Source organism: Ruminococcus difficilis (assembly GCF_016680995.1).
The window spans coordinates 1-9,684 of record NZ_JAEQMG010000165.1; the positions used below are offsets into that span (position 1 = coordinate 1).

The 9,684-nt window shown below is 44.3% G+C and carries 10 protein-coding genes; 3 read left to right on the forward strand and 7 right to left on the reverse strand.

All coding sequences use genetic code 11. The features are described from left to right. Positions 1–333 precede the first annotated feature (333 nt). On the reverse strand, positions 334–1,548 hold the full coding sequence (locus JKK62_RS15330; protein WP_201428687.1) for a tyrosine-type recombinase/integrase: 1,215 nt from the start codon (positions 1,546–1,548) through the stop codon (positions 334–336). A 770-nt stretch (positions 1,549–2,318) separates the two neighbouring features. Between JKK62_RS15330 and JKK62_RS15335 the strand changes: the two genes are divergently transcribed. Then, positions 2,319–3,440 (forward strand): transposase, encoded by a 1,122-nt coding sequence (locus tag JKK62_RS15335; RefSeq protein ID WP_207752210.1) that lies wholly within the window; start codon positions 2,319–2,321, stop codon positions 3,438–3,440. A gap of 72 nt (positions 3,441–3,512) precedes the next feature. Here JKK62_RS15335 and JKK62_RS15340 read toward each other — a convergent pair whose 3' ends face one another. The 6 genes from JKK62_RS15340 to JKK62_RS15365 all read right to left on the reverse strand — a co-directional run bounded on the left by JKK62_RS15340 (position 3,513) and on the right by JKK62_RS15365 (position 8,029). Then, positions 3,513–3,890 carry a TnpV protein gene (locus JKK62_RS15340; RefSeq protein ID WP_201428689.1) on the reverse strand — a complete coding sequence of 126 codons (378 nt, stop codon included), beginning with the start codon at positions 3,888–3,890 and terminating at the stop codon, positions 3,513–3,515. A gap of 24 nt (positions 3,891–3,914) precedes the next feature. After that, positions 3,915–5,069 carry a plasmid recombination protein gene (locus JKK62_RS15345; protein ID WP_201428690.1) on the reverse strand — a complete coding sequence of 385 codons (1,155 nt, stop codon included), beginning with the start codon at positions 5,067–5,069 and terminating at the stop codon, positions 3,915–3,917. A 275-nt stretch (positions 5,070–5,344) separates the two neighbouring features. Beyond that, complete coding sequence (locus JKK62_RS15350; RefSeq protein ID WP_201428691.1) at positions 5,345–6,298, reverse strand: AAA family ATPase; 954 nt, start codon at positions 6,296–6,298, stop codon at positions 5,345–5,347. A 130-nt stretch (positions 6,299–6,428) separates the two neighbouring features. After that, the gene (locus JKK62_RS15355; RefSeq protein ID WP_201428692.1) at positions 6,429–6,761 is read right to left on the reverse strand and encodes a plasmid mobilization protein; all 333 of its coding nucleotides are present in this window, start codon (positions 6,759–6,761) and stop codon (positions 6,429–6,431) included. Continuing rightward, positions 6,751–7,839 (reverse strand): site-specific integrase, encoded by a 1,089-nt coding sequence (locus tag JKK62_RS15360; protein WP_201428693.1) that lies wholly within the window; start codon positions 7,837–7,839, stop codon positions 6,751–6,753. Before JKK62_RS15360 ends, JKK62_RS15355 begins: the two co-directional genes overlap by 11 nt. Continuing rightward, entirely contained in the window at positions 7,826–8,029 is a 204-nt protein-coding gene (locus JKK62_RS15365; RefSeq protein ID WP_201428694.1) for a helix-turn-helix domain-containing protein, read from the reverse strand. Before JKK62_RS15365 ends, JKK62_RS15360 begins: the two co-directional genes overlap by 14 nt. A gap of 340 nt (positions 8,030–8,369) precedes the next feature. Here JKK62_RS15365 and JKK62_RS15370 point away from each other — a divergent pair, with 340 nt between their 5' ends. Beyond that, entirely contained in the window at positions 8,370–8,894 is a 525-nt protein-coding gene (locus JKK62_RS15370; RefSeq protein WP_201428695.1) for a helix-turn-helix domain-containing protein, read from the forward strand. A 15-nt stretch (positions 8,895–8,909) separates the two neighbouring features. Then, a complete protein-coding gene (locus JKK62_RS15375; protein ID WP_201428696.1) occupies positions 8,910–9,494 on the forward strand; it encodes a DUF8453 domain-containing protein in 585 nt (194 codons plus the stop codon). Positions 9,495–9,684 lie beyond the last annotated feature (190 nt).

The following is a 9,684-nucleotide window of genomic DNA, read 5'->3' on the forward strand; positions in this document are numbered from 1 at the left end:
CTCACCTATCATCGCACGACTATTTCGATACTTGTCTTGTTTTCAATGACCGATTTCTCCTTCCTGAATCGCTGTTTTTTCTGTCAGTAATATTTTAACACACCTGAAAGTAAAAATCAAGGAAGGTCAGATTTTGTTTTTGGCATTCCATATTAGCCGTAGTCTTTGTTATGGCATCTCAAAAATTGAGATGTGCTCAAAAATCGCCTACACCGCGCAAATGCCCTCGGTCAGGTACTTACTCTACTTTCCTCAACAAATCGCACGCAGGGCGGTACACGGCGAAACAGGTTTGAAAAACCTTCCCCCTCGTTGTTGGCGAGGAGATACTTGTCATAGGTTAAAGCTGTCGGTCAAGCCTACCAGTCTTGTAGTGTCGCGCTTGACGTAGTAGATTTCCGTTATTTCCGAAGTCGTATGCCCGAGCAGCTCCGCCACTTGTTTTACGGATAATGCTTTTACTGTTCCGTCAGGTTGCTTGACTCCGTTGATTAGGCGTGTAGCGAAGGTATGCCTGAAAGTGTGCAGTCCTTTATGCGGAAGCCCTATCGCGTCGAGGATACGGTAGAAGCGGTTTCGCATATTTCGCGGATTTGTGAAGCTGCCGTTCTCGTCCGGTATCAGGGGATTGTCCTCGCCGAGATATACTTCCTCGCGCAAGCGTCGTATCATTTCGATTGCCGTGTCATTGAGCGGTACGTCGCGCTTACTTGTTTTGCTTTTCAGCTTGCCGACCTTGACCTCGAGCCTCGGGACATATTCCAGACCGTCTCTGACGTGGACTTCCTTCACACCTCGCTGCAGGTGTATGACGCGGTTCTCAAGGTCGATGTCGCTGTTGATGATACCGCACAGCTCTCCTGCCCTAAGTCCTGTGTTGAGCATCAGGAAGTATGCCGCCGACTGCTGATAGACGGGTTTGCCATTGGTGAACCGTTTGAAGGCTTCCGCTTTGATTTGCTCCAGCTCCTCATCTGTGAACACGACCACCATGTCACACTGCGGCTTGCTCTCCTTGTTCTGCGCGGCGAGGTAATTATCCTTCTTCGTCATGTCAATCAGCGCCATCGGATTGTTCGGTATCGCGCCCTCCTGATATAGCTGCTTGAAGAACATTTTGAGAAGTGAGTACGCTTTCTTGCTTGTGGTGAAAGCGTAACCCGCGTTCATATGCTTGGTGAGCAGCTTTTTGATATCGGCTGGCGTCACATCTCCGACGGGCTTGTTTCCGATGTAGGGATAGATTTGGTGCTCAGCGGTACACTCATAGCGGTCATACGTCGTCCGCTCCACCTCGGAATACTTGTAAACACGAAGCCAGTTTTTCATGCTCTCTTTCAGCGGTTTCCGCGACTCATCCGAGTTAGCGACCTGCTCGTTGAAGTTTTTGACATACTCCGTCATCTTCGCTTGCAGCGTCTTTTTCTTCTTGCTCGAAAAACTCTTACGCTGAGTTTCGCCGAATTCATCCTTGTACCGCACCAGACCTATCCAACGTCCGTCCGCCTTTTGCCAAATGTTGCCGTTGTCTAATAATTCTCTTTTCATGCTATCAAACCTCCTATTTTTGGTAACCACAACAATACCACAAGCAGTGGTCAATATCCAGCGAATATCCCGACAATTATTCTCTTGATTTTTTGTGTATTACCAACTATATTTCATAAAAGATAAAATCTATATAAAAATCCCTATAACTTGGCGTTTGTCAAGCTATAGGGATAATAATTTCATTCTTCTGTCCATATATATTATAACGTATCTGAGAAAAAGTGTCAAGAGCGTTTCCCAGCTATTTTCGTATTACCCAGTCGCATCGCAGCCGCTGAAAAAAGGCGTGCGGTTTTCGACAAAGAATACGTGGTCGGGCAGCGGTCAAAAACCGCGACAATGACGTGCGAACATCAGGTTAAGGCACACGCGATTTTTGATAAAATAAAATGCGCTTGACGTGCGCATCACACGTGGGAACACAAGTTCTTACTCAAATCGGCGTTTTTGTGTTGAAAAATTTAAGTTTCCCCAAAACGCAATCGTGAATGTTGAAAAAATGGCGTGGTTAAGGGAAAACTCGGCAATAAAAAAATGAAAATCGGGTAAAAAAAGAAGTGCAATAGCGCTCGAAAAATGGTATAATTAAATTGGAACAAAACCATACCAAAGGAGCGTATTGCACTATGTTGAATTATAACACACTCAACGGTAATTTGAAAAGGGGTATTTTGAATTATTCTCAAAAAATTTCAAAAGGCTTGAACCGTCCTGATAAGAAATTCGTAACAGATATGTTGTACGGAACGCTTGCCTCGGGAAGCTGTATGCTGTCTGAAATCAGCCGCAGCCTGCATGAAAACATCAAGCTGATCAAAACAGTCAACAGATTGTCGAGAAATCTTGCGGACTTTGAAGCAGCAGACGCCGAAACCGTGCGTGAAAACTATCTCAAAGCAATCAAACGCCGGTATAATGATGACAGCTTGATAATTGTCGATGGTTCCGACATCACCAAGCCCGCCAGCAAACACCTTGAAAAGCTCTGCGAGGTACGCGACGGCAGCACAGGTGAGATCGGGATCGGTTACCATACTATCGGCGCAGCGGTTCTCTCAAGCGAAAACAAGCTGCCCTTCGGTATATACAGCCGTATCTACTCAACCAAGGATGAAGACTTTGTCAGCGAAATCGAGGAATATCTTGATTGCTTTGAATATATCAGCAGACACTTTTCCAAAGACAATGTCAGGACGATGGACAGAGGCTTTGACAACAACAAATACTACCGTTACTTTATCAGAAACAACGAAAAGTTCATTATCAGAGCCAAAAAGAACCGTAATGTTATCTATAATGGAAAAACCGAAAACATCATGTCTGTCGCCAATCGCTTCAAGGGTAAATACAGCCTGAGATTCAAGAACAAAAGCGGCAAACAAGTAGACGTCAAAATCAGTATTATTTCGATTCAACTGCCTAAATACAAAAATGTTGAATTACAATTAGTGGTTGTATACGGTTTCGGCGAGGAACCAATGCTGTTGATCACCAATCTGTCATCGGACGATAAACGAATCGGGATTTCGGTTTGCAAGGCGTATTTGATGCGCTGGAGAATCGAGGAATACTTCAAATTCAAAAAGCAAAAATTCGATTACGAGAATCTGAGGGTGCGTTCTCTGCAATCTATCCGTACTCTCGATTTGCTTCTGACGCTTGCCATCGGTTATATTTCCATGCTGTCCGACAAGCCGTTCTTTACCCGTATGCGCTTTGAGATCATCGAGGTTTCAAAGCGTCTGTTCGGAGCGCCTGATTTCGTCTATTACGCCATCGCAGACGGTATCTATGAAACCTTGAAGTACGTCAAGTCGGGGCTGAAGCGCCTGCTCGCTATTCCCACGCCTTCACCTCAGCTTTTGCTCGCAGGTTTTGGGGAAACTTAAACAAATAAAAAATCTGTTATCACAAGATATAGTAAGGGCAACAAGTATTTCTACCTGTTGCCCTCTGTGTTATTAGGTGTAAATCAACTCTGAATTTACAATCTCCGTTGCACGGTTGCGGATATTGTTCATTCGCTTCACCCACAGCATTTGATTATTTGCTTTGAGCTGCTCAGTCACGCCTTCCTTTTCGGCGAGTTGTTTTACCAACCGAAAGAACATCTCCTCTGCTTGCTCGTCGATGTCGGCGAGGTAGGCGGTGAGCTTACAGCTTGTCAGCAGATTGGTATAGCGGATTTTGTGGTGCTGCTTGATGTACCGCAAATGCCGCTTGCCCCAAATCCCGATTTCAACCTTTGGCTGTTCGGGGAGCTTTAGGCACGGCAGATAATAATCGCCTTGCAGCTCATAGCGGATACCTGTCTGCTCGTTGTAAATCTCTTTTTTCATTGTCCATCAACCTTTCTGTATTTATTAGCGTGCGTCACGCTGTTTTGACTTTTTGAAGCCTCTGGCCTGCTCGATGATTTCATTAAGCCTGCGTCTACCGAAAACCTTTTCCAATAGCTGATAGGCTTTGTTCTGTTCACGGAGCATACCGTTGACCTCTTTGAGCTTGGAGTTTTCATATTTCAGATGTTCGTTCTCACGGTACAATCTGCCGTTCAAATTGTTGATACGGTGGTAGTTCTCCCAACCCTGATAACTTCTGGCGAGGACTGTTCGGACAAGATTTTTCAGGCGCTTGATTAGCGGCTCTACAAACTTTTTCTTGTAGCTCTTTGCCGTCATTAAGCCTTGCGGCTCAGGGAGTTGCAGTTGCGGATCTTCGTCAAGCTGTTTTTCGACGTCGCCGAGAATTTCCTTTGCTTCCTCGATTTTCTCAACCGTCGCTTTCAGCCCCTTGACCTCCAACTGCTTTTCTTCAATCTCCCTGTCAAGCTCGGCTACCTCTTTGGCTCGCTCCTGCTTTTTGTAATCAAGAACGGATAAGTGTTGCTCGTGAGTGCCTTTCTGCTCCCACTCGATACCGTGCCGCTCCATAATCTGAGCAAGGACTTTCTTTTCGGAAAGTATCCAGCGATTCCACTCGGTATCTCCACGACCATTCCCCTTGAATCCCTGATTTGCAAGCGCCTGTTTTAGAGAAACTCTTGTTTCCAAACCACGCTGACTGCCGGTTGTGAACGGTACAAAGTCGATATGGATATGCGGTGTCGCTTCATCCATATGCAAGTGAGCCGAGAACACTCGCAGATAGGGATTACGCTCTTGGAAGCCTCGATAGTATTCGTCGAGGACTGTCCTCGCAAGCTCGGCATACTCACCCGTTGCTGACATATCGTCCTTATTGCCGATTTGGAAGATGATCTCGTGGAACAGCTTTTCTTGTTTTCCGGACTCGATGTGCTTGTAATAATCGGGTATCTTTCTATCTTTGCGTTTTTGTCTGGCGTTGTACTGTTTCAAAGCTGCATCAAACATTTCGTGATACACTTTCTTGATAGGCTCGTTGCAGTAATCTATATTCAAGTGGGTGCGTTCGCTGTCCACGTTCTCCGCTGTGAAGCTGCGACTGTTGTGTGTCATAGAGCCTTTACCCACCATTGCGCTAATCGTTCTCTTCATTTATCTACCTCAAATCTGTATTAAAATATAGTTATCTCACTGAATTATCTCTAACTCAGGTTCTGTTACTCTTGCCAAGAGTAACGCAAAAGCACTTTTGACAGCAGGGCTATCAAAAATGCAACCTGCGAGCAGGTTTTGCGCTCTCCGAGGGGCAAGGGCAGCCCTTTGAAAAGGGCTCCCTGCACCCAGCAAAAACTTTTGTATTGTCACTTCCCGAAAAGGAACATTGCAAGATTGCAGGTATCTATACTGCTGCAATGTTGCAACCTTGACTATGCGGCAAGCTGCCAATACCACTTCGAGCCTATCTTGATTGACTGAACATCCAAACTCTTTTTCACCGTGTCGAGTATCCGCTTGGAGATACCCATACTCTCAGCTTTTTGTTGAATGACCTGCTGCGGACACTTTCCCTCAGCAAGACAATCGGTAATCAGGCTCTCAGCCATTTCCGATTTTTTCTGTCGGCTGAAGCCGCTGAGTAAATCGTCAATGGAAATGTCATAGTGACCGATCCAGTGAAAACCCGTCTCCTTGTTCAGTTCAAAGGCTATCGGCTCACCTTCGGGAGCGAGCGAAGATTTCTGGTGTGCCATTACTCGTGTTTCGGGGCTGTCCTTCACTCTGCCGACAACCAACACACTTCTTGCCGTTGCTTGAAAATCCACAGAGCCAAGTCCACGGTAGTTCGCTTTTGTCCCTTGCATTTTATTCAAATGCCCGACAAGGATAATCGCACACTTGTATTTCTCGGCGATGCGCCCCAGCTGTGAAAGAATGCTCCGCACTTCGTTAGCACGATTCATATCAACCTTTTCTCCGAGATACGCCTGCATAGGATCGAGGATAATCATTCGTGCGCCCGTCTCCTGAATTGCCCGCTCTACTCGTGCGTCGAGCATCGTCAACGGTACTTCCGATTCGTCAATGACCTTAATCTGAGTACAATCAGCGTTGCCTGAGAGCAAGCGTGGTTTTATCGTATCCCCCAAGCCATCCTCGGCGGTCTGGTAGATGATACTGATCGGCTCACGCTCGGTGTCGTCACAGGGGAGCTTATCTCCCCGTGACAACAATGCTGCAAGCTGTAAAATCAAAGTCGTTTTGCCTTCGCCTGGGTCGCCGTGTATGATTGTAAGCTTCCCGAAGGGAATGTACGGATACCACAGCCATTCGATTTCCTCGACGGCTACCTCGTCCATTCCGATGATTTTTAATTCTGCCATTTACATATACCTCCTGTAATTTTTTCAAATCTATTGAATTTACAGAAGGAATCGGGTATAATACATTTGTTAGGTATGAGTGGCTGTCCTGCTTCTGCGCCAACAGAAGCGTTGGGGACAGTCATTTCATTTATCCGCATATACCTTCCTCCTTCATTCCATTGAGCGTGATTGTAATCAACTCGATATTGTCAAGCAGTTCATCACGGATATTGCCGCCCGCTTCAATGCGTTTCAGCTCCTCCAAGACTAAGGCAAGCTGCGTTTTCAACGCCTTATATACCCTCGGATTGCCCTGTACCACAATGTCACGATTCATACATTTGCGGTAACAATACTCCTGCTTAGGCAAGCCTGAGAGAGCGACGGCAGTGTTGATCTGCTCGTTTTCCTCGGGTGATACCCGAAACCCTACTGTGATGTTTCGCCAACGGTTGTGTTCATCTCTGTTTTTAGCTGACATTTTTGAAATCCATCCTTTCCTGATCTAATCGTTGTACCATTTCTGTCTGCCTTGATGGAAACAGATGGGCGTATCTCAACGTAATCTCGATACTCTCGTGACCGAGCCTGTCCGCAATCGCTACGGGAGTAAAACCCATATCAATCAAAAGTGAAACGTGACTGTGACGTAAATCGTGAATTCTGATGCGCTTTACACCTGCTGCCTTTGATCCTCTGTCCATCTCGTGATGAAGATAGCTTTTGTTAAGTGGAAAAACACGATCTTTCTTTTTCAGACCGTAAATCGTACTGAAGTAATCCTGCATTTCCTCGCACAAAAACTGCGGCATTTTGATGACACGGTTGCTCTTTTTGGTTTTCGGTGTAGTAATAACATCTTCACCGTGTAAACGCTGATAGGATTTGTTGATTCTCACCGTACTGTTATTGAAATCGAAATCCGCAGCCGTCAGGGCTAAAAGCTCGCCCTCTCGAATACCGCACCAATACAGCATTTCAAAAGCGTAGTAAGAAACAGGCTTGTCCATCATTTCCTCGGCAAAGCGTTTGTATTCGTCCTTTGTCCAGAAGTTGATGTTTGCACCGTCCTTGTCGCCCATACTGCCCGCTTTGGCGGCAGGATTGGAACGCAAGTCATAATGCTTAACAGCGTGATTGAAAATAGCGCTGAGCTGATTATGGACGGTCTTTAGATAAGTCTGCGAATACGGTTGCCGTTTTTCGTTGCGGTAGGCAAGAAGCTCATTTTGCCAAGCGATAACATCCTTGGTTGTGATCTCGCTGATATTCCGCTTTCCGAAATACGGCAGGATTTTGGTTTTGATGATATGCTCCTTAGTCAGCCAAGTGTTTTCTTTCAGGCGTGGGCGTATATCCTTTTCATAAAGCTGTGTAAAGGCTTCAAAGGACATATCCATATCAGCGGAGTTCTGCTGCTGAAAGGTACGCTCCCACTCCTGCGCTTCACGCTTGGTGGAAAAACCTCGCTTGCATTTCTGCTTGCGCTCGCCTTTCCAATTCACATATCGAGCCATCACATACCAAGTGTTATTGCTCTCGTTCTTAAATACAGGCATTGTTGAAATTCTCCTTTCCGACTCCGTAGAGCCTTTCGTTAAAGTATTGTCTGTTTACTCTTCCTGAGATAGTGACGAAGCCCTTTGCTTTCAGCTCGTCGTTAAGCTGCTTAATGATTTTGTAAGCATACGAAACCGATACATCAAGCTCGGTGGCTACCTCCTCTACTCTCATAAATTTATTCTCCATAGCATTTGTCCTTTCTTTATGATTTTTGATATATGGATGTAAATAAACGCAGAGTTGTGCCGTTCTACCCGCACGTCGTTCCTGCCCCCTTGTTGTCAGGAGCGTTATCTCGCTCGCTCTTACTTACGCAAGAGGTCTTGGCGGAGTATCCCGTGCAGACGGTCATTCAGTTGTATATAAACATATAAAGTTATGTTATATGTTTAGTATAATACACAAATATGTTTATGTCAAGGGGTTTTGGAGAAAATATTTAAACTTTTTTATTTATATTACTCTTGACGACACTAAACTTATATGTTATTATAATTACAAGATAATTCGACAAGGAGTGAGAATAATGGCTATTGGCGAAAGAATCCGCTTTATCCGTAATCTCAGAGGAATGACACAGAAATATTTAGGTATAATGGCAGGCTTGCCTGAAAGAACTGCGGACATCCGTATGGCGCAGTATGAAGCGGGAACAAGAACGCCGAAGGAAGATTTGACTAAGGCTTTGGCGCACGCTTTGGACGTTTCACCCGACGCATTGACCGTACCCGATATTGATACCTATATTGGACTAATGCACACATTGTTTGCCTTAGAGGATATTTACGGTCTGACGATTGAGAAAAGAGACGGCGAGATCATTATGCGCATTGATCCGTTCAAGAGCAGAGAAGCAAGAAATCTTTTGGATGAGCTTCCGAGTTGGTGCGAAATGCGTGAAAAATACCGCAAGGGCGAAATCAGCAAGGACGATTACGACAAGTGGCGCTATAACTATCCTAAGTATGATACGTCCGGGCATTGGGTAAAGGTGCCCTCTAAAGAACTGAGTGACGCTATGGTAGACGCTTTTAAGGACAAGTTAGATTAAGATTGGAGGATAAATATGACAACAGCTGAATGTTATCAAATTCTTTTTCAGTTCATTGGTACTATTATTAGTTTCATAGCATTAATAGCATCAATTATTGCAGTAGTATTGACATACAAAAATTTGTCTGAAATGAGGAAACAACTGAACGAACAGCAAAAACAATACTTTGAACAAAATAGAGGGAATCTTGTTTTTTATATTAAAAAAAGCTCAGTTGGTATTACCCACGATTTGATAATAAAGAATTTTGGTAATTCTCCTGCAAAACTCTTATCGCTCAGTATTAATCCAGATTTAGATTGGACGAAAGCAGGACAGTCAGATATTGAAGAATTTAATATTACAAAACTCAATAATATTTTTCTTGCGCCTAACCAACATATAGGTACAATATTTGATTTTTCAGACTTCGAAGAAAAAGAATTAGAAGTTCAAATTTGCTACACTACTTGCGATAAGGAGTATATTGAGAAATACAGAATCGACATTAACTATTTAGATAAAGTGTTAACTCTTGAACCTAAAATCGAAGATGAACTATCTGCACTAAAGAATATCAATAAATCAATAGTTTCTCTTTCTGAACAATTTATATAAAAAGGAAAAGCCCTTAGCTGCATTTGTACACAGCTAAGGGCTTCATCATATGGATTTTTACAGTCACAATCCAAAGAATGATTATTCCTTTGTAACCGCTTAATAACCACCCCGTAAACACTAAACCCTCCGTTTTCTGACGGAGGGTTTGACACATTTATCTCAATGCCTTCAATTATTCTGTTACGGA

Coding starts and splice junctions, on each gene's coding strand:
- JKK62_RS15375 (WP_201428696.1), top strand. CDS start 8,910: ATGACAACAGCTGAATGTTATCAAATTCTTTTTCAGTTCATTGGTACT.
- JKK62_RS15350 (WP_201428691.1), bottom strand. CDS start 6,298: ATGGCAGAATTAAAAATCATCGGAATGGACGAGGTAGCCGTCGAGGAA.
- JKK62_RS15355 (WP_201428692.1), bottom strand. CDS start 6,761: ATGTCAGCTAAAAACAGAGATGAACACAACCGTTGGCGAAACATCACA.
- JKK62_RS15345 (WP_201428690.1), bottom strand. CDS start 5,069: ATGAAGAGAACGATTAGCGCAATGGTGGGTAAAGGCTCTATGACACAC.
- JKK62_RS15330 (WP_201428687.1), bottom strand. CDS start 1,548: ATGAAAAGAGAATTATTAGACAACGGCAACATTTGGCAAAAGGCGGAC.
- JKK62_RS15335 (WP_207752210.1), top strand. CDS start 2,319: ATGCTGTCTGAAATCAGCCGCAGCCTGCATGAAAACATCAAGCTGATC.
- JKK62_RS15365 (WP_201428694.1), bottom strand. CDS start 8,029: ATGGAGAATAAATTTATGAGAGTAGAGGAGGTAGCCACCGAGCTTGAT.
- JKK62_RS15360 (WP_201428693.1), bottom strand. CDS start 7,839: ATGCCTGTATTTAAGAACGAGAGCAATAACACTTGGTATGTGATGGCT.
- JKK62_RS15340 (WP_201428689.1), bottom strand. CDS start 3,890: ATGAAAAAAGAGATTTACAACGAGCAGACAGGTATCCGCTATGAGCTG.
- JKK62_RS15370 (WP_201428695.1), top strand. CDS start 8,370: ATGGCTATTGGCGAAAGAATCCGCTTTATCCGTAATCTCAGAGGAATG.